Origin of the sequence: Streptomyces sp. NBC_00250 (assembly GCF_036192275.1) — a bacterium.
Classification (GTDB): Bacteria; Actinomycetota; Actinomycetes; order Streptomycetales; family Streptomycetaceae; genus Streptomyces.
This window is the reverse complement of sequence record NZ_CP108088.1, coordinates 6,376,986-6,395,349: the sequence shown is the minus strand read 5'-3', so window position 1 is coordinate 6,395,349 and position 18,364 is coordinate 6,376,986. Positions and strand designations below refer to the sequence as shown.

Genomic DNA, 18,364 nt, shown 5'->3' with positions numbered 1-18,364 from the left:
GATCAGCAGCCGCCGATACGCCCCTCGACGGCGGCCGTCACGAAGGCCGTGAAGGCGACGGGGGCGGCGCGGAAGGCGGGGCCTTCGGGGTTCTTGGAGTCGCGGACGGCGATGTGGGCGGTGAGGTCGGCGATCTCGATGCACTGACCGCCGGTGTCGCCGCTGTACGAGGACTTGCGCCGGCGCGCTCCCGTCAGGTTCTGGTTGCTCTCCATAGTGTTCCTCCATGACGCGGGTGATCAGCGTGGTCGAGTCCTCCACCGGCAGAGCGGCCGCTCGGAGGTGATCGTAACGGCGCGACCCCTCCCTGAACGCGGCTGAATCCACCGTCATATGCCCTTGGACGAAGTCCTCGGTGCAGACGCTCGCCAACGTGGTCCGGCACGTGCCCGGCCGGCGGTGCTCGGTCCTGATCCTGCGAGCCGTACGGGCTCCGGGGCGAGGTCACGGACGGGGTGCCCGGAGCCGTGTTCGCGAAGGCTGCGGATCCGTGGGACGAGGGCGGGCGGAGGCTGGTCCTGGTGGAGGCGGTGACGGATCGGTGGGGGGTCGACGAGCGGGCCGACGGGAAGACGGTGTGGTTCGAGTGCGACGCGTAGGGCACGATGGGCGCCCGTACCCGCGTACCCGCCAGTAGGAGTCACCATGTCCGTGCCCGAGCCCGAGATCCTTGCCGCCTTCGAGGCCGCGAAGGGCTTCATGCCCGTCGGGGAGGGCCTCGCGCTGTACGAGGCGGCGACCGAGGCGGCGAAGCTCGGGCTGCCGCTCCTGGAGGTCGGCACGTACTGCGGGCGCTCCACGATCCTGCTCGCCGACGTGGCCCGGCAGGCGGGAACGGTCGCCGTGACCGTGGACCACCACCGGGGCAGCGAGGAGCAGCAGCCGGGGTGGGAGTACCACGACGAGACCGTGGTCGACCCGGAGGTCGGGCTCATGGACACGCTGCCGACCTTCCGGCGGACGCTGCGCAGGGCGGGGCTCGAAGAGCACGTGATCGCCGTCGTCGGGCGGTCGCCGCAGGTCGCGAAGGTGTGGGGCGGACAGCTCGGGTTCGTGTTCGTCGACGGCGGGCACACCGACGAGCACGCCACCAACGACTACGAGGGCTGGGCCCCCAAGGTCGCCCCCGGGGGCCTGCTGGTCATCCACGACGTCTTCCCGAACCCGGAGGACGGCGGCCAGGCCCCGTACCGGATCTACCTCCGCGCGCTGGAGTCGGGGGACTTCGAGGAGGTCTCGGTCACGGACTCGCTGCGGGTCCTGCGCCGCCTGGGCTGACCGTCGTCCCGCGTCTCGCCTCCCGTCCCAGGAATGACGACGGGACGCTGTGCGGCCCTTCCGCCGTGTGCCCGCTCCTAGCGTGTACCGGGTCGGGTCATCACAGATCGGCGCCCCGGGCGGGGCGCGGAGGGGGCATTCATGAGAAGGCGATTCGCGACGGCGGCCACCGTGGGAGCGATGCTGGTCGGCGCCGTGGCGGCGACGGCCACACCCGCTCAGGCGTACGTGACGACGTCCTGGAAGTGCCGGAACATCGGCGCCGGCGACCTCTGCATCCGCAGTGTGCCCAACGGGTGGGACGCCAAGTACGCGAAGCGCAGCGGCAACGCCGTCCTCGTCGACTTCAACCTGGTCTGCGTGAACGGCACCAAGGCGGGCTGGTGGGGCTCCGACGGGGCGTTCTGGATCTCGGCGGGTGAGACGCGGACCTACACGTTCGGGATCGGCCGCGACTCCAACACGGCGTGCAACGTCCGGCTGTTCGACCGTAACAACGGCGGCTGGTGGGAGACCGAGGTCATCTACTGGGGCGAGTGACCTCCCGGCTCCTGGCGGCCCGACAGCCCGACGGCCGCCACCTCGGAAGGTGACAGCCGTCGGGTGAAGGCGCCTCGCGCGGGTCGGGTCAGAACCCCGAGGTCACGTACAGGCAGTTGGTGTAGCTGTAGCCCGATTCGATCTTCGCCTTGCTCGTCTTGGTGTCCCCGGCCGTGGACGTGCCGGTCGAGGCCCGCTTCTGGAGGAAGTGGTAGTCACCGGCGGGCAGCAGCAGGGTCGCCTTCGGGTACTTCGAGGACGGACCGGTGCAGGCCTTGATCTTCTTGCCCTGCGAGAAGATCGGGCCCGGGTACTTGGTGCAGGTCCCGCACGCCTTCAGGGTGACCTTGCCGGTCATCGGACCGGTGTAGAGCAGCTCGACCTCACCCGGGCCGTCGTTGCTGACCACCATCACCATCCGCGCGCCGCCGGGCACGTCGGCCGAGGGCAGCTTCTTGCCCGCCGCGGGCTCCTCGTCGGCGATCTCGGCGGCGATGGCGATGGAGCGGGCGTGCGCCGCGTCCGGGCTGCTGGGGTAGTCCTTGGCGTACTGGGTCATGGTCTTGATCGCGTCGTCGTACTCCTTGCTCTTGAACTGCGAGGTCCCGCAGGCGAAGTCGCCCCGCTGGACCGCGCCTGCGGCCTCCTTCGACGCGTCTTCGAGGGCGGGGTCCGTCATGTTCTCGACGGAGGAGTGGAGCGCGCGCAGCTCCTTCGTGGTCTCGCACGGAGTGGCGCCGCCGGTGAGGGCGGTCGTCCGGGTCTTGATCGCCGCGCGGACCGCCGGCTCGACACGGGTGGCCTGGGCCGACTTCGGGAAGGTGTCGTACAGCGCGTTGAGGCTCTCGCTGGCCGGCGGGTCGGCGGCCTCCACGCCGAGCGCGGCCGTCCCGCACTCGAAGAGGGACTCGGCCAGCGGCTCGTCGGTCTTGGCGGGCCGGACGCCGAGCAGCTCCTTGTCGACGGTGCCGTCGCCGGCGAGCCCGCGCAGGTGCTTGAGCGGCGCGACGGCCTCGCAGTACGCCTTCTTCGCGTACGGGCGGGAGACCGTCTCGTAATACGTGTCGAGGCGCGCGGGGACCAGCTTCCCGGCTCGCGAGCCCGCGTGCTTGGTGCCGAGCTCCTGGTAGGTGGCGAGCGCCTTGCGGTAGGTCGGCTCGGCCTTGTCGAAGGTCAGGCCGTCGTCGGCGGTCTCGACCAGCGCGTCCGCCGCCGAGAGGCGTTCGAGCAGGGCCTGCTCCTTCGCCTCGTCGCGGGCCGCCCCGTACGCGAGCGAGCCGCCCGCGGGCACGGCCAGCAGCACGAGGGCGAGCGGCAGCGCGAGGCGGCGGAAGGAGGCGCCGATGCTGAGGGTGGCGCGCAGCCCGCGCCTGGCGCCGTCGGCGGCGGCGAGCAGCAGGAAGGCGCCGTAGCCGACGAGAAGCCCGAGGGGCACGCCGTCGACGTCGGCGGGGAGCGCCATGACGAGGAGGGCGGCGGTGGCGATCCAGCAGATCGCGGCGCCGACCCAGTTGCGCAGGAGGACGTAACCGAGGCCCAGGCAGGAGAGGTTGAGCAGGCCGATCATGGCGGCCTGTGCGCCGTTCGCCTCGCCGGGCGGCTGCGCGGGCGGCTGCCCGCCGTCCCCGGGCGGCGGGCCGTACCCGGGCGGGCCGTACCCCGGCGGCCCGTAGCCGGGCGGCGGCGGAGGCGTCCCGGCACCGGCCCAGCCGGGCGCCGGGGCGGGACCCGCCGCGGGCACGGGGCCCTGAGCAGGACCGGGAGCGTGGCCGGACGCGGCGGGGCCGGGATCGGACCCGGCTGGCGCGCCGTGGGCGGCAGCCGCAGCGGCGGCGGGCGGCGGTCCGAAGCTCAGCGTGGGCGGCGACGCGACGGGCGCGGCGGGTGGTGCGGGTGGTGCGGGTGCGGCAGGCGCGGGTGGCGCCTCCCACGGTGCCGCGGGAGTCCTCGGGTCCGGCACCCGGCCGTCTCCGACGGGCGGCCGGTCAGACGGTTCCGGACGTACGCCAGACGGCTCGGGTCGTCTGTCGGACGGTTCCGGACGCGCGTCGGACGGTTCGGGACGTGCGTCGTTCGGTTCTTCCCCCACCACGGTTCCCCCTCGTGGGCCATGCGCGGTGACACCCCACCGTCGCCTCTTCTCACCTACCCTTCACGGTCTCCCCACACGCGTCCACCGTTCCGGGAAGCGGTGACCAACCTGCGACCTACCCCCTACGGGATTTCGTCTCATACAGGGCCTAGAGTCGCCAGGTGCCGTACGACCACCGGAAGACCACCCGCCGTACCCTCGCCCTCACCCTCGCCGCCGCGGGCTGCTGCGCCGTACTCGCCGGCTGCGCGACCTCGCAGGCCTCGCAGCAGGACAGCGGGAAGCAGCCGAGCCCGTCACTCGCCTCCGGCACCGCAGGCGACTCCGGCGGACAGCCGACCAGCTCCCCCGCGGCGACCGGGACCACCGCGGCGACAGGATCCCCTCCTCCGAGCCGGTCGAACCGCCCTCTCACCGGGCGGACCGTCGTCATCGACCCCGGCCACAACCCTGGCAATTTCCGGCATTCCTCGAAAATCAACCAGAAGGTGAATATCGGCACCACTCGTAAGGAGTGCGACACCACCGGCACCTCGACGAACGCCGGATACACCGAGGCCTCGTTCACCCTCGACGTCTCCCACCGACTGCGGGACCTCCTCACCGCGCGCGGTGCCGAGGTGGTCCTGACCCACGACGCCGACCGCCCCTGGGGCCCGTGCATCGACGAGCGGGCGAAGATCGGCAACGCGGCCCACGCCGACGCCGTCGTCTCCGTCCACGCGGACGGTTCCGCCGTCGGCAACCGCGGATTCCATGTGATCCTTCCCGCACGCGTGCGGGAAGGATCCGCCGACACCGCGAAGATCGTCACCCCGTCCCGGGAGCTGGGCGAGCGGATCGTGGACCGGTTCGCCCGTGCCACCGGAACGGCTCCCGCCAACTACCTTGGTTCCGGTACGGGGTTGGATGTCCGCGACGATCTCGGGGGACTCAATCTCTCAACCGTCCCCAAGGTCTTCGTCGAATGCGGCAATATGCGTGATCCGAAGGACGCACAGCTGCTCACGTCGGAGACGTGGCGGCAGAAGGCGGCCCAGGGGATCGCGGACGGCATCGCGACCTACCTCAAGGGGTAGAACCCGCGGGCGATAGATTCGCTCCGTACGATGGGGCAGCTCCGTGCCATCCCCCGTGCCATGACCTGAGCGCCACCCCGACGCGACGACCCGACGAAGGACTTCTTACGTGAATATCCGCTCCCTCACCCGAGGCGATGGCGTGCTGATCGGTGCAGCGGTGGTGCTGTTCATCGCCTCGTTCCTCGACATCAGCGGCTGCGACGCCGCCCCCGCGATCTGTGACCAGGTCCCGACCACGAACTCGTGGGAGATCTCCTACCTCGGCTGGGGCTCCTTCTTCCTCGGCATCGCCGGCGCGGCCCTCGTGATCACGTCCCGCAGCCTGCCGCAGCAGCGCAAGGTGGCCGGCTTCGAGCTCGGCCAGGTCGGTGCCGCGTTCACCGTCGCCGCCGCGTGGACCCTGCTGATGTGGATCTTCGAGTCGGAGAACTCCGGCGCGGGCCTGGTCCTCGGCCTGATCGCCTCCCTGGTCCTGGCCGGTGCCGCCGTGGCCGGCCCGATGGTCCCCGCCCTCCAGGCCCCGCTCGTCGGCGCGCCCAAGCCGCAGACCCCGCAGCCGTACGGCATGCAGCCCGGCCAGCCCGGCCCGCAGGGCGTTCCCGGCGGCTACGGCTACCCGGGTGCGCAGCAGCAGCCCTTCGGCGGACCGCAGGACCCCTCGCAGGGTGCGGGCCAGCCGTTCGGCGCGCAGGCCGCCGCCGCCCCGCAGCCGCAGGCCCCTCAGCAGCCCGAGCCGCAGGCCCAGGCTCAGGCCCCGCAGGCGCCCGCGGCCGCGGACTTCACGCCGTTCTGGTTCGCGGTCCCGGTCGGCCGTCCGCTGTACGCGGAGGACGGCTCCCAGGCGCCGATCGCCGAACTGGCCCCGGGTACCTGGTACCTGGCGGTCGAGCAGCGCGGTTCCACCCTGGTGGCCCAGACGCAGGACGGCCGTCGTGGCGTGCTGCAGGACACCACGGGCATCCAGCGCGGCTGACCCGTCGGACAGCTTCACGGCCCCTCGCCCGGAATCCCTTCCGGGCGGGGGGCCGTTGGCGTACAGTCCCCGCATCGCCTGAACTGACGGATCGTCAGAAAGGATGCGGGGCATGCGACTCGGACTCGCCCTCGGCTACTGGGGCCGCGGCCCCTCCGCCGCCCATCTCGACCTCGCCCGCGAGGCCGAGCGGCTCGGCTACGACTCCGTGTGGACGGCGGAGGCCTGGGGCTCCGACGCCTTCACCGCGCTGACCTGGATCGCCGCCCACACCAGCCGCATCAGGCTGGGCACCGCCGTCGCGCAGATGGCCGCCCGCGCCCCCACCACCACCGCGATGCACGCGCTCACCCTCGACCACCTCTCCGGCGGGCGGGTCATGCTGGGACTCGGCCTCTCGGGGCCGCAGGTCGTCGAGGGCTGGTACGGGCGCCCCTTCCCCCGCTCCCCGCTGACCGCGACCCGGGAGTACGTGGACGTGGTCCGCCAGGTCCTGCGCCGCGAGGCCCCCGTCCGGCTCGACGGGCGCCACCACTCCCACCCGTACACCGGCGCGGACGGCACCGGCCTCGGCAAGGCGCTCAAGCCGATCACCCACCCGCTCCGCGCCGACCTCCCGATCCTCCTCGGCGCCGAGGGACCGAAGAACATCGCGCAGACGCTCACGATCGCCGACGGCTGGCTGCCGCTGTACTGGACCCCCGACCGCTGGTCCGAGGTGTACGCCCTGCCCGACCGGCTCCCCGAGGGCTTCCTGGTCGCCCCCATGGTCCGCGCCCAGGTCTGCGAGGACGTGGCGGCCGGACTGCTGCCGGTCAAGGCGATGCTCGGCTTCTACATCGGCGGCATGGGGCACGCGGCCCGCAACTTCCACGCCGACCTGATGGGGCGGATGGGGTACGAGAAGGAGGCGAGGCGCGTCCAGGAGCTGTTCGCGGCCGGGCGGCGCGAGGAGGCCGTCCTCGCGGTGCCGGACGCCTTCGCGGACGAGATCTCGCTCGTCGGCCCCCGCGAGCGGATCGCCGAACGGCTCGACGCATGGCGGCGCGGCCCGGTGACGGACCTCCTGGTCACCGCACCGGACCCCGCGACGCTCCGCCTGCTGGCCGAACTCGACAGCTGAACGGACGGATCAGCCGCCGCTGAGCTGCGAGGCGCTGGGCACCTTCTCGACGACCTCGGCACCGGCGCTCTTTCCCGCGTCCTTGACGCTGTTGATGACGCTCTCGAAGGCGCCGACGTCCCCGTCTCCCACCTCGCCCTTGCGGAGCTTGGTCCCGAGCTCCTTGAGCGACTCGATGCCCGCCGTGAGCGGCGCGACCGCCTTCGAGAGCAGCGGGTCGCCCTTGGCGTTGTTCGCCGCCGCCTTGAGCCGGTTGTACGTGAACGCGCCCGCGAGGCCCGCCTTCACCAGGGCGAAGGTCCGGCCGTCCGCGCCCTTCTTGAACTTGCCCTCGCGGTACGGCTTCACGATCCACTGGTACGCGGCTCCCGCGGCCAGACCCGCGTTGGCCACGAACCGGGTCTTGGCGAGCTTCTGCTGCTCGAAGCTGCTCGAAGCCGTCGGGGTCGCGGCGCCGCTCGTACTCGCGTCGTCGTCACCGTTGCAGGCGGCGGTGGTCAGGAGCAGGGCGCAGGACAGCAGCAGGGCCACGACACCACGGGACACGGACCGGGGTATGGATCTGGGCACGACGGGACCTCCCTGGGGGTAGTGGCGTCAGCCTCTCCGCAGCCCCACCGGCCCGCCACCCGGACGGCTCCGAACGGGTCCCGGCCGTCCCCGGATGTCCCCGGCCGTCCCAGGGACACCGCCGACCCTGGCCTTCCCGTCCACGGGGATCCGAAGGTGATGCCCAGCAGCCCTTCCGGGCCTCCTCCTTCCTCATCCCCTGGAGCACCGCATGAACAAGGCCCTGGCAGCCCTCGCGGCCGCCGGCATCGCCGCCACCTCCCTGATCGCCGTCGCGCCCACGGCCTCGGCCGCCGGGTGCGTGACGAGCGGCATCTGGACGGGCTACCTAGAACCCGGCACGGTGGTCTACAAGGCCTCCGGCGGTTGCAGCGACCTGAACCTGACCTACGCCGACGCCAAGGACGACACCTCCGACTACTACGTCGGCTTCTACAAGAACGCCGCAGGGGAGTGGAGGGCCGGCTCGCGCGGCTACTTCGCCATCGACGACGGCCGGTACGGCACGGACACCTTCGTCCTGGTCTCCGACCTGACCCCCGGCCGGGCCTTCAGCGTCGGCGCCTTCAGTTACGGCGGCGACTACGTCGAGATCACCCACTGACACCGGCATGGGCCCGCCGCGCGACGCGGCGGGCCCACCGCCCTTCCCTCGTCACACCCCGAGCCTCACGGAGAGAGCACCCGACCATGCCTCGCGCCGCCCGCCGCCCACGCCGCCTCGGCGCCCTCGTCCTGTGTGCCGCCCTGGCCTCCCTCGTCGGCGCCTGCACGAGCACCCCGGACGCGGCCGGCCCGCAGGAGCGGCGGGCCTCCCCCGCGCCCGCGTCGGTGTCGGTGTCGGTGTCGTACGACATGCCGGCGGACGTCGCCTCCCTGGTGCTGCCGACCACGGGAGAGGGCACCCGTTGGACGCAGGGCCTGGACGCCTTCGGCAGGCTTGCCGCCGCGTGGGCGGTCGACGGCTGTGCGCGCCGGATCGGTGAGACCGTGCCGGACTCCCCTCCGCCGATGTTCACCCGGTACTCCGGTCTTCCCGACCTGGACTTCCTCGGGACGCACGGCTTCGGAGAGGGCGCCGCCGTCCCGGGCACGCCGCCCGTGACGCGCCCCACGACGGACCCGCCCACGGCACCGGGCCCCCGGCTTCAGCGGTGCCTCGCCGAGGGAAGGACCGTCGGACGGGAACTCACCCAGGTCTACGCCCGGTTGCACATGAGCTGGTTCGCGGAGATCGCACCGGTCGACCGCGCCCCCGAGGTCCGGCGGGCCTACGCCGGCCTCGGGCGTTGCCTTGCCGCACACGAGGTGAACACCCGCGACGAGGACGCCTTCTTCGCCCTCGTCGACCGGCGTCTGCAGGCCGCCGACGCCGCCGACGCCCGCAGGCTCGGGGCCGTCTACGCGACGTGCATGAAGCCCGTGGAGGCCGCGCGGGTGCCGCTCCGCGAGAAGGCGGCTGCGACGTTCCGGGCCTCGCACTCCGCCGAGATCGCGGCATTGCGCATCGAACTACCCAAGAAAATAAGGGAGTTGGAAAAGCGCTACCGCATCCGCATCTCCTTCCCCGAAGCCTGACCCGCCGTGCCGGACGGCTCGGTACGGGGCCCGCCGTCCCGCATCGCTCCCGCGGCGTCCCCGGGACGGCGGGAGGCCTGGCCGGACGACACCCCGCGCCCTGAGGGTGAAGGCGCACCCGGAAGCGGTCCGGATGCGTACGGGACCAGAAAGGGTCGCCTCACACCATGAGCAACAACACGGGCTTCCGCAGAAAGCTCGCGGCCGTCGCCACGTCCACCGCTCTGCTCTTCGGAGCCGGAATCGCCACCGCGAGCACGGCCTCGGCCGGCTACAACTGCCCCTCGGGCTACCACTGCGCCTTCCACCTGTACACCAAGGCCGGCGCCTCGCACCAGTACTTCACCAGCGACCCCGACTTCACCGACGACATCTTCGACGTCCACGGCGCCGACGGGTACTACGGCTACGGGTACGGAGACGTCGTGAACGACAAGGTGTCCGCGGCCAGCAACTCCAGCACCGCCGGATACGAGAGCCACTACTACCGCGACATCAACTACGGCGGCGGTCTGGCCTTCTGCGTCAATCCGGGCAGCTCCATCGGCGACTTCACCTACATGCCGCTCGACCAGCAGAACGTGGCCAGTTCACTCCTGCTGCGGGGCACCACGAGCGTCCACTGCTACTGATCCGCCCACCCGAGGGCGCGGCGGCACAGGAGTACGCCGCGCCCACACGCTCCCCACGTTCCGCGGAAAGACGTTCCGCAGAAAGGCAGCCACCGCCATGACCGGCCCCGGCCGTAGCGCCCTCGCTCTCGCCGTGATCCTCGGGGGCGGTGCGGCCGCCGTCGGCGGATGCGCCCTCGTCGCCCCGCCCGACGCCGCTCGGGTCCCGGCCGCCGCCACCGCGCCGCACGCGCTGCCTCCGGTGACCGAGCGCCTCTTCAGCTGGACCGATGTCGACTACCGCAGCACTGAGGCGCAGCGCCGGTACGCCGTCGCCTGCATGGCCGAACACGGCTTCCGGTACGCCCCACCGGCCCCGCCGCAGCCCGGCACGGGCACCGACCAGCGGCCGCAGCCCTTCGGGCAGGAATCCGCGGCGCCGTCGGCCGAGACCCCGCCGCCCGCCGAGAAGCCGCCCGTGCCCGGCGGCCCCGAGACCACGAAGGCGTACGGACTGGCTCTCTTCGGGGACGAGAAGAAGCGGGTGAGCGCCAAGGGCAGCGGCCGGATGAAGGTCTCCCGGCCGGGGAACGGCTGTCTCGCCGAGGCCGAGACCAAGGTCCTGGGCGACGGCCGGATGCGGTGGCTCCAGGTGCGGATCATGCTCTTCGAGGCTCAGGAACAGGCGCGGACGCACCTGGAGAAGGACCCGGAGTTCCGCGCCCTGAACGGCCGCTGGCGGGCGTGCATGAACGGGGCCGGGTTCCGCGACGCGACCGATCCCGCACGACTGCTCGCCTCACTGCGTACGGTGGGCGCCCGCCGCACCGACGCCTCGCTCGCCGCCGACCTGCGCTGCAAGGAATCGACCGGCTACCTGCCCACGGCATACGCGCGTCTCGCCGCCGTCCAACAGCGCTGGCTGGACGCCCGTCCGGACGTCGACCGCGACTGGAAGACCCTGCTGCGCCGCCAGGACGAGGCGACGCGCACGATTCCCGTACCGAAGGCGTAGGCCGTGTCCGGAAAGTCCCGCCCGGCCCGCGGGCGGACGGCGCTACTTTCCGGACACGACCTAGCCGCCGCAGCAGTCCGGTTCGAGCCCGGCCGGAAGCCGCTCGCCGCCGAAGACGGCGACGGTCGCCTCCTCGCCGCCGAGGGCCGCGACCGCGAGGAGGAGGGAGCCGGCGGTCCAGCTGGTCTGCTCCTCGGGCCACATGGCCTTGTCGCTGTCGGTGTCGCCCTCGAAGACGTATCCCGTCCAGTACATGCCGTTGTCGGCGCGCAGGTGCTGGATGTCCTGGAGGATCGTGAGGGCCCGGTCGGACTCCCCCATCGCCCAGAGGGCGAGGGCGAGTTCGCAGCTCTCGCCGCCGGTGACCCACGGGTTGGGGATCACGCAGCGCACGCCGAGGCCGGGCACGACGAACGTGTCCCAGTCGGCCTCGATACGGGTCTTCGCCTCGGGTCCGGTGACCGCGCCGCCGAGGACCGGGTAGTACCAGTCCATCGAGTAGCGGGACTTGTCGAGGAAGCGCTCGGGGTGCCGACGTATCGCGTGACCGAGGGCGCCGGCTGCCAACTCCCAGTCGGGCTGCGGCTCTTCACGGGTCTCGGCGATGGCGAGCGCGCAGCGGAGCGCCTGGTGGATCGAGGAACTGCCGGTGAGCAGGGCGTCGTTCACGGGGGTGCCGTCGGGCTCGCGCTTCCAGCCGATCTGACCGCCGGGCTGCTGGAGCCCGAGGACGAACTCGACGGCCGCGTAGACGGCGGGCCACATGCGGTCGAGGAAGGCGTCGTCGCCGGTGGACAGGTAGTGGTGCCAGACGCCGACCGCGATGTACGCGACGAAGTTGGACTCCAGGCTCCGGTCGGTGACCTGGTCGGGCTCGCCGTCGTGGTAGGCGGCGTACCAGGAGCCGTCGCTGTTCTGGTGGCGGGCGAGCCACTCGTAGGCGCGGGCGGCGGCGGCGTGCTCACCGGCCGCGTCCAGGGCCATGGCGGCCTCGGTGTGGTCCCACGGGTCGAGGTGGTGGCCGCGGAACCAGGGCAGGGCACCGTCCTCGCGCTGCACCGCGAGTATCCCGGTGACGGTCTCGGCGGCCTGCTCGGCCGTGAGCACCCCGGGCAGGACGAGGTGCTCGGCGATGCGCTCGGGGGAGGTCACTGGGTGTCGGCCTTGGGCAGGTGGGGCTTGGTCGCGTACGCCACGAAGCTCTTGCCGACGACCGGGTTGAGCAGCTGCTCGGCGACCCGGGTCAGGGCGGGCTTCTTCATGATGTCCCAGACCAGGAGCTTGTGGTACGCGCGGACCGGCAGCGCCTTGTCGTTGTCGACGCCGAAGGCGCACTTCAGCCACCAGTACGGCGAGTGCAGCGCGTGCGCGTGGTGGGTGCCGTACGGCTTGAGGCCGGCCTGCCGGATCTTGCCGAGGAGTTCGTCGGCCTTGTAGATGCGGATGTGACCGCCCTCGACCTCGTGGTACGCGTCGGAGAGCGTCCAGCAGATCTTCTCGGGGCCGTAGCGCGGGACGGTGATCGCGATCCGGCCGCCCGGCTTGAGGACGCGGACCATCTCGGCGAGGACACCCTTGTCGTCCGGGATGTGCTCCATGACCTCGGAGATGATGACGACGTCGAAGGACTCGTCGGGGAAGGGCAGGTTGAGGGCGTCGCCCTCCATCGCGGTGGCGGTCGCGCCCGCCGGGGCCTCCCCCGCCTCCTTCATGGCCGCGAACCACTTGGCGACCTCGCGGATCTCCTCGCCGTTCTGGTCGAGCGCCACGACCTGCGCACCGCGCCGGTAGCACTCGAAGGCATGCCGCCCCGCACCACAGCCCAGATCGAGCACACGGTCGCCGGGGGCGAGCGGGAAACGAGTGAAGTCGACGGTCAGCACGAGATCCTGCTTTCGCGGTTGGAGAGTCGGGGTGGGCGGTCGCCGCCCTGTGGTGGGCAGGCGTTCCGCAGGGCGCTGGGGGTCCCCCCTGCCCGAGCGAAGCCGAGAGCTTGGGGGAGGGTGGGCTCACCCCACCCACCGGGCCGCACTCGGCAACGGCGGCGAGGTGTCACCGGCGGGCTCCGACTCCCTGCCGGGCGACCGCCTCGCGGTACAGCTCGGCCGTGCCCTGGGCGGCCTTGGCCCAGGTGAACCGGGACAGCACCCGTTCCCGCCCGGCCGCGCCGAGCCGTGCCCGCAGGGCAGAGTCATCCAGCACCCGCCCGAGCGCCGCGGCCAGCGCCCCCGCATCCCCGGGCGGCACCGCAAGACACGTCTCGCCGTCGGCCCCCGCGACCTCGGGAATCGCCCCGCCGGTCGTGGCGACCAGCGGCGTCCCCGTGGCCATCGCCTCGGCCGCCGGCAGCGAGAACCCCTCGTACAGCGACGGCACGCAGGACACCTGCGCCGACCGCACCAGGTCGACGAGCTCCGCGTCGCTGATGCCCTTGACGAACTCGACGGCGCCGTCGAGCCCGTACCGCTCGATCGCGGCGGCGACGGGGCCGTCCTCGGCGCGCTTGCCGACGACGACGAGGTGCGCGTCGGGGTTCTCGGTGCGGAGCTTGGCGAGCGCCTCGATCAGGTGGATGAGGCCCTTGAGCGGGACGTCGGCGCTGGAGGTGGTGACGATCCGGCCGGGGATCTCGGCGACGGAGGGGTCGGGCGACCAGAGGTCGGTGTCGGCGCCGATGTGGACGACCCGGATGCGGTCGTCGCGTACGCCGAGGTGGTCGACGATCTCCTGCCGGGAGGTGCCGGAGACGGTGAGCACGGACGGCAGCCGGCGGGCGACGCGCTTCTGCATGCGGGTGAAGGCGTACCAGCGGCGGACGGACGCGCGGCGCTTCCAGTCGGCGGCGGCGTCGATCTCCAGCTGCCGGTCGACGGTGATGGGGTGGTGGATCGTGGTGACGAGCGGGGCGCCGATCGCGCGCGGCCCGCCGAGGAGCCCGTACCCGAGGGTCTGGTTGTCGTGGACGACGTCGAAGTCGCCGCGGCGGGCGGCGAGCATGCGCCGGGCCCGCAGGGAGAAGGTGAGGGGCTCGGGGAAGCCGCCGGTCCACATGGTGGCGACTTCGAGCGCGTCGATCCAGTCGCGGTACTCGTCCCGCTTCGGCGTCCGGAAGGGGTCCGGCGAGCGGTAGAGGTCGAGGCTGGCGATCTCGGTGAGCGTGAGGCCCGCAAGGCCCTCACCCTCGTCGAGGACGGGGTACGGCTGGGAGCCGATGACCTCGACGCTGTGCCCGAGGCGGGCGAGTTCGCGGGAGAGGTGCCGGACGTAGACGCCCTGACCGCCGCAGAAGGGGTTCCCCTTGTACGTGAGGAGAGCGATCCGCAACGGACCGTCACCGGCAGCGGTGACGCCCTGTCGGGGGCTTGCCTCTATGGCCTCAGCGGTCATGCGCGACCCCCTTCGAGCGTGAGTTTCGCCGGAGCGTAACCGCTCGCGCTAATCTAGAACAAGTTACAGACTTGATCGTTCTTGATCTCTGGCTTGATCTCCTTGATCCTTCAAGGAGGACAGAATCTACCGGCAGGTAGCTCCGTGGTGAGAGCCGGAACAGGTGATTCGCGCCACGGCGCCCACACCGCCATACTGTCGCTCCCCACCGCACGGAACGGGACCTCATGACCGCAGACAACAGAGCGGACCTCAGACCCGCGTCGCCGCCCCTCACGGAGCGCCAGGAGGCGCGGCGCCGCCGCATCCTGAACGCCAGCGCACAGCTCGCGGCGCGGGGCGGCTTCGACGCCGTGCAGATGCGGGAGGTCGCCGAGGCGGCCGGGGTGGCCCTGGGGACGCTGTACCGCTACTTCCCCTCCAAGATCCACCTGCTCGTGGCGACCATGCAGGACCAGCTCCAGCACATGCACACCACCCTGCGGAAGCGGCCGCCGGCGGGCGCCGACCCGGCGGAGCGGGTCGCGGAGACACTGATGCGGGCCTTCCGCGCGCTCCAGCGCGAACCGCAGCTCGCCGACGCGATGGTACGGGCGCTGACCTTCGCGGACCGCGGTGTGAGCCCCGAGGTCGACACGGTCTCACGGCTGACGACGGCGATCATCCTGGACGCGATGGGGGCGGAGCACCCGACGCCGGAGCAGCTCTCGGCGGTCCGGGTGATCGAGCACACCTGGCACTCGGCGCTGATCACCTGGCTGTCGGGGCGCGCCTCGATCGCCCAGGTGAAGATCGACATCGAGACGGTGTGCAGGCTGATCGACCTGACGGCGCCGAGGCCGACACCGTCGTAGGCGGGGCGCGGCGCAGTCGGGGTCGCGGTCACGCCGCAGTCGGGGTCGCGGTCGCGCCACAGTCGGGTTCGCGGTCGCGCCGCAGTCGCCGCTCGTGTCCCCGGCGGTCGACGTACCGGGGACGCGAGCGGCACCGGTCAGGAGGTCTTGGCCTTCGCGTTGGCCTCCGCGATGACGGCCGCGCACGCCGGGCTGCTGTCGACGGCGACGAACATCACCAGCTTCAGCGGGCCGGCGGAGTGGTTGCTGGCCTGGAGCTGCCAGCTGCTCTTCTTCAGGGACTTGATCGTCGAACCGGCCGCCCCGGAGCTCCGCTCCTCGTTCCAGCCGCCCTTGGTCAGGGTCGCGACCGTGTCCGTGTAGGACTTCGCCGGGTTCGTCGCCTTCTCGCCGTCGGCCGTCCAGCTGACCATGCAGTCCTTGGCCTCGGCCGGGATCTGCTCGCCCGAGGAGTCCTGCGTGAAGCCGGCCCCCGTCGCCGCGTCGGTGATCTCCTTGGTGACAGCGGTCCCGGTGAGCCGCTCGTCGCCGCCCGAACCGCCGGAGCCGCCCGTGGCGCTCGAACCCGCCGACGACGAGCCGCCCTTGGCCGTACCGCCGCCCTCGCTTCCGCAACCGGCGACCAGCAGAACCACTCCGGCGGCCGCGGCCACCCACTTCGCCTTGCGCACGACACTCCCAAAAAGGCATGTACGACGGCCTCTTGCCCCCGTTTTCAACGGCACAGTTTTGCACGTGGGAACGGGCGACGTGCGCAACCGCGCCATTCGTCAGGGCTGTTCGGCGTCCGGCCCGAACAGTGTCTCCCGCTCCCTCTTGCCGAACTTGGCCATGCACGCGTCCTCCGAAGCCTGCAGGGAGATCATCTCCAGGCTCATCGCCTGCTGCGCGCTGGTGTGACGGGCGTACAGCGTCCAGCCACGCTTCTTGAGCGTGACCCCGGTCAGGGTGCCCCCGTGCTCGTCGAGCTTCTCCACCTGACGGTTCCCCTCGGTCCACTTCTGGCCGACGAGGGCGGCTACCGCCTTCTTGAAGCCGTCGCGGGAGCCGTCGACGGGAGGTCCGACGTACTGCCACGCGGCAGTGCAGGCGGCGGCGCGCTCCGCGAGCCGCTCCCGCTCCGTGGACGGGGTGGGCCCCGGCGTGGAACCCGTGGGGGTCGGCCCGCCGAGCCCCGGAAGGTCGGACTTCGGCAGTCCCGACTTCTCCACGGCGGCGACGATCTCCGCGTGCGCCGTCTCACGGCCGAAGGCGGAGTCCCCGGCCCCCGCGCCGGTCCCGCACCCCGCCCCGAGGAGGAGCACCGCCGTCGCTCCCGCGACCGTCGCCCACCGTCTGTCCCGACCCCACATGCCTGCCCCGCTCCCTGCGCGTACGTACGTGTGCCGAGGGAGTGTCACACATGCGGTACGCGCAGGTCACAGCGGTTCCGGCCCGGAGGGCCCGGGGCGCGGCCGGGCCGTTCACTCCTCCGGGGGGAACACCGGCTCCCCGCTGTCCGCGACGGTGATGAGGATCGCCTCCACCGGGCACCCCTCGGCCGCCGCGAGCAGTGCCTCGCCCGCGTCCGACTCCGCCTCCGCCGGGTGGGACTGGCGGGCGGTGTCGAGGCGGAAGCCGTCCGGGGCGTGGTTGACGCACATGCCGGAGCCGATGCAGATGCTCCGGTCGACCTCGACGTGCCAGCGGTCGCCCATCACGCGCCGCCCTCGTAGCCGCCCGGCAGGTGGATCATCTTGTGCTCCAGGTACTCGCCGAAGCCCTCGGGGCCGAACTCCCGCCCCAGGCCGGAGTTCTTGTAGCCGCCGAAGGGGCCGAGCATGTCCAGGCTGAAGGTGTTGACGTTGAAGGTGCCGGTGCGCACACCCCGGGCGAAGTCGATGCCGTGCTCCACGTCCCCGGTCCAGACGCTGCCGCTGAGACCGAAGTCGGAGTCGTTCGCGATCCGGTGCGCCTCGGCCTCGTCCCCGTACGGCAGGAGGCAGATGACCGGGCCGAAGATCTCCTCGCGGGCGATCCGCATCGAGTTGTCGACGCCGCCGAAGAGGGTCGGCTCGACGTACCAGCCGCGGTCGAGCCCGGCGGGACGTCCGCCGCCGGAGAGGACCTTGGCGCCCTCCTCCTGGCCGATCCGGATGTAGTCGAGGGAGCGCTGCTGCTGGCGCCGGGCGACGAGCGGGCCGACCTGGGTGGCCGGGTCGAGCGGGTCGCCGACGACGAGCGCGCCGGCCGCCGCGGCGAAGGCCTCGGCGATCTCCTCGTACCGGGAGCGGGGGACGAGGATCCGGGTCTGGGCGACGCAGGCCTGGCCGTTGTTCATCCAGGCGGCCGGGACGATCCCGGCGACGGCGGTCGCGAGGTCGGCGTCGGGCAGGATCACGGCGGCCGACTTGCCGCCGAGTTCGAGGGTGACGCGGGTGAGGTTGCGGGCGGCGACCTCCATGACGCGTTTGCCGGCGGCGACCGATCCGGTGAAGGAGACCTTGTCGACGCCCGGGTGGCCGACGAGGTACTCGCTGACCTCGCGGTCGGCGGGCAGGATGCTGAGCACGCCCTCGGGCAGCCCGGCCTCGGTGGCGATGTCGGCGAGGATGTACGAGTCGAGGGGCGACTCCGGCGACGGCTTGAGGACCACCGTGCAGCCGGCCAGCAGCGCGGGTCCCAGCTTGGCGGCGGCGGTGAACTGCGGCACGTTCCACGGGACGACGGCCGCGACGACACCGACCGGCTCCCGCCGGACGAGCAGCGGCCCGAGGATGCCGCCGCGCCGCTCCTCGTACGTGAAGTCGCGGGCGACGGTGATCGCCGCGTCCCAGACCATCATCGCGCCGAGCGCCTGGGCGAGCACGGACCAGGAGTACGGGGAGCCGTTCTGCGCGCTGATGGAGCGGGCGATCTCCTCGTGCCGTACGGCGATCGCGTCCTTGATGCGGCTGACGACGGCGATCCGCTCCTCCACCGTCATCCGGGGCCAGGGCCCCTCGTCGAAGGCCCGGCGGGCGGCGGCCACGGCCCGGTCGACGTCGGCGGTGGAGGCATGCGGGACACGGCCGATGACCTCCTCGGTGTGCGGGGACACCACCTCGATGACGTCCTCGCCGAGCGGGTCGGTCAACTCCCCGCCGATGAACAGCTTTCCGTGCTCCACAAGCTCGGTCATGACCGCCGCCTTCTGAGGGGAGTTAATTCCTGACGATGTCTCAGAACTGATACCAGTTCTAGTTATGATGGGCAACGGTCGAGCACGCTCCGTACCGCCGC

At 72.1% G+C, this 18,364-nt stretch carries 21 protein-coding genes; 11 read left to right on the top strand and 10 right to left on the bottom strand.

Annotated elements, in window-relative coordinates; translation table 11 throughout:
* Positions 1 to 2: 2 nt before the first annotated feature.
* Positions 3 to 215 carry a DUF397 domain-containing protein gene (locus tag OG259_RS28955; protein WP_328944922.1) on the bottom strand — a complete coding sequence of 71 codons (213 nt, stop codon included), beginning with the start codon at positions 213 to 215 and terminating at the stop codon, positions 3 to 5.
* Positions 216 to 467: 252 nt separating this feature from the next.
* Here OG259_RS28955 and OG259_RS28945 point away from each other — a divergent pair, with 252 nt between their 5' ends.
* The 3 genes from OG259_RS28945 to OG259_RS28935 all read left to right on the top strand — a co-directional run bounded on the left by OG259_RS28945 (position 468) and on the right by OG259_RS28935 (position 1,818).
* Positions 468 to 599: a hypothetical protein gene (locus tag OG259_RS28945; protein WP_328944921.1), complete on the top strand. Its 132-nt coding sequence runs from the start codon at positions 468 to 470 to the stop codon at positions 597 to 599.
* 46 nt (positions 600 to 645) lie between these two features.
* Entirely contained in the window at positions 646 to 1,278 is a 633-nt protein-coding gene (locus OG259_RS28940) for a class I SAM-dependent methyltransferase (protein ID WP_328944920.1), read from the top strand.
* 141 nt (positions 1,279 to 1,419) lie between these two features.
* Positions 1,420 to 1,818 carry a hypothetical protein gene (locus OG259_RS28935; RefSeq protein ID WP_328944919.1) on the top strand — a complete coding sequence of 133 codons (399 nt, stop codon included), beginning with the start codon at positions 1,420 to 1,422 and terminating at the stop codon, positions 1,816 to 1,818.
* A gap of 88 nt (positions 1,819 to 1,906) precedes the next feature.
* Here OG259_RS28935 and OG259_RS28930 read toward each other — a convergent pair whose 3' ends face one another.
* Complete coding sequence (locus tag OG259_RS28930; protein ID WP_328944918.1) at positions 1,907 to 3,559, bottom strand: hypothetical protein; 1,653 nt, start codon at positions 3,557 to 3,559, stop codon at positions 1,907 to 1,909.
* Positions 3,560 to 4,071: 512 nt separating this feature from the next.
* Here OG259_RS28930 and OG259_RS28925 point away from each other — a divergent pair.
* From OG259_RS28925 to OG259_RS28915, 3 genes are all read left to right on the top strand, one after another.
* A complete protein-coding gene (locus OG259_RS28925) occupies positions 4,072 to 4,989 on the top strand; it encodes an N-acetylmuramoyl-L-alanine amidase (RefSeq protein ID WP_328944917.1) in 918 nt (305 codons plus the stop codon).
* Between the two features lie 109 nt (positions 4,990 to 5,098).
* Positions 5,099 to 5,965, top strand: a complete 867-nt coding sequence (locus OG259_RS28920; protein WP_328944916.1) for a DUF5336 domain-containing protein — start codon at positions 5,099 to 5,101, stop codon at positions 5,963 to 5,965.
* Positions 5,966 to 6,077: 112 nt separating this feature from the next.
* The gene (locus OG259_RS28915; protein ID WP_328944915.1) at positions 6,078 to 7,088 is read left to right on the top strand and encodes an LLM class F420-dependent oxidoreductase; all 1,011 of its coding nucleotides are present in this window, start codon (positions 6,078 to 6,080) and stop codon (positions 7,086 to 7,088) included.
* A 9-nt stretch (positions 7,089 to 7,097) separates the two neighbouring features.
* Here the strand turns inward: OG259_RS28915 and OG259_RS28910 are convergent, their stop codons facing one another.
* Entirely contained in the window at positions 7,098 to 7,658 is a 561-nt protein-coding gene (locus tag OG259_RS28910; protein ID WP_328944914.1) for a hypothetical protein, read from the bottom strand.
* Positions 7,659 to 7,869: 211 nt separating this feature from the next.
* Here OG259_RS28910 and OG259_RS28905 point away from each other — a divergent pair, with 211 nt between their 5' ends.
* The 4 genes from OG259_RS28905 to OG259_RS28890 all read left to right on the top strand — a co-directional run bounded on the left by OG259_RS28905 (position 7,870) and on the right by OG259_RS28890 (position 10,862).
* Complete coding sequence (locus tag OG259_RS28905) at positions 7,870 to 8,262, top strand: hypothetical protein (protein WP_328944913.1); 393 nt, start codon at positions 7,870 to 7,872, stop codon at positions 8,260 to 8,262.
* 86 nt (positions 8,263 to 8,348) lie between these two features.
* The gene (locus OG259_RS28900) at positions 8,349 to 9,236 is read left to right on the top strand and encodes a hypothetical protein (RefSeq protein ID WP_328944912.1); all 888 of its coding nucleotides are present in this window, start codon (positions 8,349 to 8,351) and stop codon (positions 9,234 to 9,236) included.
* Positions 9,237 to 9,403: 167 nt separating this feature from the next.
* Entirely contained in the window at positions 9,404 to 9,868 is a 465-nt protein-coding gene (locus OG259_RS28895; protein ID WP_328944911.1) for a peptidase inhibitor family I36 protein, read from the top strand.
* 97 nt (positions 9,869 to 9,965) lie between these two features.
* Positions 9,966 to 10,862, top strand: coding sequence for a hypothetical protein (locus tag OG259_RS28890; protein WP_328944910.1), 897 nt, complete (start codon positions 9,966 to 9,968; stop codon positions 10,860 to 10,862).
* Between the two features lie 60 nt (positions 10,863 to 10,922).
* Here OG259_RS28890 and OG259_RS28885 read toward each other — a convergent pair whose 3' ends face one another.
* From OG259_RS28885 to OG259_RS28875, 3 genes are all read right to left on the bottom strand, one after another.
* A complete protein-coding gene (locus OG259_RS28885) occupies positions 10,923 to 12,014 on the bottom strand; it encodes a prenyltransferase (protein WP_328944909.1) in 1,092 nt (363 codons plus the stop codon).
* The gene (locus OG259_RS28880) at positions 12,011 to 12,745 is read right to left on the bottom strand and encodes a class I SAM-dependent methyltransferase (protein ID WP_328944908.1); all 735 of its coding nucleotides are present in this window, start codon (positions 12,743 to 12,745) and stop codon (positions 12,011 to 12,013) included. The genes OG259_RS28885 and OG259_RS28880 overlap by 4 nt, the downstream gene beginning before the upstream one ends.
* A gap of 169 nt (positions 12,746 to 12,914) precedes the next feature.
* Positions 12,915 to 14,249: a glycosyltransferase family 4 protein gene (locus OG259_RS28875; RefSeq protein ID WP_328944907.1), complete on the bottom strand. Its 1,335-nt coding sequence runs from the start codon at positions 14,247 to 14,249 to the stop codon at positions 12,915 to 12,917.
* Between the two features lie 227 nt (positions 14,250 to 14,476).
* On the opposite strand from OG259_RS28875, the gene OG259_RS28870 reads away from it, so the two are divergent.
* On the top strand, positions 14,477 to 15,103 hold the full coding sequence (locus OG259_RS28870) for a TetR family transcriptional regulator (protein WP_328944906.1): 627 nt from the start codon (positions 14,477 to 14,479) through the stop codon (positions 15,101 to 15,103).
* Between the two features lie 137 nt (positions 15,104 to 15,240).
* Here the strand turns inward: OG259_RS28870 and OG259_RS28865 are convergent, their stop codons facing one another.
* From OG259_RS28865 to OG259_RS28850, 4 genes are all read right to left on the bottom strand, one after another.
* Positions 15,241 to 15,774 carry a hypothetical protein gene (locus OG259_RS28865; RefSeq protein ID WP_328944905.1) on the bottom strand — a complete coding sequence of 178 codons (534 nt, stop codon included), beginning with the start codon at positions 15,772 to 15,774 and terminating at the stop codon, positions 15,241 to 15,243.
* Positions 15,775 to 15,873: 99 nt separating this feature from the next.
* On the bottom strand, positions 15,874 to 16,455 hold the full coding sequence (locus OG259_RS28860; protein ID WP_328944904.1) for a hypothetical protein: 582 nt from the start codon (positions 16,453 to 16,455) through the stop codon (positions 15,874 to 15,876).
* A 111-nt stretch (positions 16,456 to 16,566) separates the two neighbouring features.
* A complete protein-coding gene (locus OG259_RS28855) occupies positions 16,567 to 16,800 on the bottom strand; it encodes a ferredoxin (protein ID WP_266891366.1) in 234 nt (77 codons plus the stop codon).
* Positions 16,800 to 18,263 (bottom strand): aldehyde dehydrogenase, encoded by a 1,464-nt coding sequence (locus tag OG259_RS28850; protein ID WP_328944903.1) that lies wholly within the window; start codon positions 18,261 to 18,263, stop codon positions 16,800 to 16,802. The genes OG259_RS28855 and OG259_RS28850 overlap by 1 nt, the downstream gene beginning before the upstream one ends.
* Positions 18,264 to 18,364 lie beyond the last annotated feature (101 nt).

Excerpts from the sequence above, each read along its gene's own strand:
- OG259_RS28900 (WP_328944912.1), top strand. The coding sequence starts at position 8,349 with ATGCCTCGCGCCGCCCGCCGCCCACGCCGCCTCGGCGCCCTCGTCCTG.
- OG259_RS28895 (WP_328944911.1), top strand. The coding sequence starts at position 9,404 with ATGAGCAACAACACGGGCTTCCGCAGAAAGCTCGCGGCCGTCGCCACG.
- OG259_RS28905 (WP_328944913.1), top strand. The coding sequence starts at position 7,870 with ATGAACAAGGCCCTGGCAGCCCTCGCGGCCGCCGGCATCGCCGCCACC.
- OG259_RS28850 (WP_328944903.1), bottom strand. The coding sequence starts at position 18,263 with ATGACCGAGCTTGTGGAGCACGGAAAGCTGTTCATCGGCGGGGAGTTG.
- OG259_RS28875 (WP_328944907.1), bottom strand. The coding sequence starts at position 14,249 with ATGACCGCTGAGGCCATAGAGGCAAGCCCCCGACAGGGCGTCACCGCT.
- OG259_RS28915 (WP_328944915.1), top strand. The coding sequence starts at position 6,078 with ATGCGACTCGGACTCGCCCTCGGCTACTGGGGCCGCGGCCCCTCCGCC.
- OG259_RS28860 (WP_328944904.1), bottom strand. The coding sequence starts at position 16,455 with ATGTGGGGTCGGGACAGACGGTGGGCGACGGTCGCGGGAGCGACGGCG.
- OG259_RS28855 (WP_266891366.1), bottom strand. The coding sequence starts at position 16,800 with ATGGGCGACCGCTGGCACGTCGAGGTCGACCGGAGCATCTGCATCGGC.
- OG259_RS28940 (WP_328944920.1), top strand. The coding sequence starts at position 646 with ATGTCCGTGCCCGAGCCCGAGATCCTTGCCGCCTTCGAGGCCGCGAAG.
- OG259_RS28955 (WP_328944922.1), bottom strand. The coding sequence starts at position 215 with ATGGAGAGCAACCAGAACCTGACGGGAGCGCGCCGGCGCAAGTCCTCG.
- OG259_RS28890 (WP_328944910.1), top strand. The coding sequence starts at position 9,966 with ATGACCGGCCCCGGCCGTAGCGCCCTCGCTCTCGCCGTGATCCTCGGG.
- OG259_RS28935 (WP_328944919.1), top strand. The coding sequence starts at position 1,420 with ATGAGAAGGCGATTCGCGACGGCGGCCACCGTGGGAGCGATGCTGGTC.
- OG259_RS28870 (WP_328944906.1), top strand. The coding sequence starts at position 14,477 with ATGACCGCAGACAACAGAGCGGACCTCAGACCCGCGTCGCCGCCCCTC.